This window comes from Streptomyces sp. NTH33 (assembly GCF_003236365.1).
GTDB lineage: Bacteria > Actinomycetota > Actinomycetes > Streptomycetales > Streptomycetaceae > Streptomyces.
The window spans coordinates 1-658 of sequence record NZ_POTZ01001061.1 but is presented as its reverse complement, the minus strand read 5'-3'; the positions used below and the strand labels follow the sequence as shown (position 1 = coordinate 658).

The window sequence follows — 658 nt, the reverse complement described above, 5'->3', positions numbered from 1 at the left end:
TGGTGGGGGTGGGCCAGCAGGGACCCGTGCAGAAGTAGTCCACGCCGTCCTGCACGGCGGCCGCGGCGGCCTCGGGCCCGGTGTGCGTGGACCGCCCGATCAGGACGCCGCCGCCGAGTATCGCGCGGGCCGCGGGAACGGGGAGGTCCCCCTGCCCCAGGTGCAGCACGTCGGAGCCGGCGGCGTGGGCGACGTCCGCCCGGTCGTTGACCGCGAGCAGCTTCCCGTGCCGGGCACAGGCCTCGGCGAACACCTCGAGGTGCTCCAGCTCCTCCCCCGCCTCCAATCCCTTGTCCCGCAACTGCACGACGTCGACGCCCCCCGCGAGCACGGCGTCCAGGAACGCGGCGAGGTCGCCCTGCCGGCGGCGGGCGTCGGTGCACAGATAGAGCCGCGCACCGGCGAGCCGCTCCCGGGCGCCGGTGACGGCAGTGGTGTCGGACATGGCGGATCCCCCCTGGGACTCATCGGTTCGGGTGCGTGGCCGGCGTACGAGCACGGCGACGTGTACGCGGCGTGGGCGGCGTGGGCGGCCGGTGGGATGCGCCGGTCGCCCCCGAAAGGGACCGCCCACGCCGCTTCGGGTGTGCGGGTCAGACCGCCAGGGCCTGGGCGCGGCGCTTCACCTCTGTGCCGCGGTTCTCGCTCAGGGCCTGGG

General features: G+C 75.7%; 2 protein-coding genes. Both read right to left on the bottom strand.

Annotation, left to right across the window (positions count from 1 at the left end; genetic code table 11):
- The coding region (locus C1I97_RS38465; protein ID WP_111007412.1) for a thiamine phosphate synthase at nt 1–445 on the bottom strand (445 nt) is incomplete at its 3' end.
- A gap of 148 nt (nt 446–593) precedes the next feature.
- Nucleotides 594–658: Rv2175c family DNA-binding protein (locus C1I97_RS38460; RefSeq protein ID WP_258382956.1), on the bottom strand; the 65-nt coding region annotated here is incomplete at its 5' end.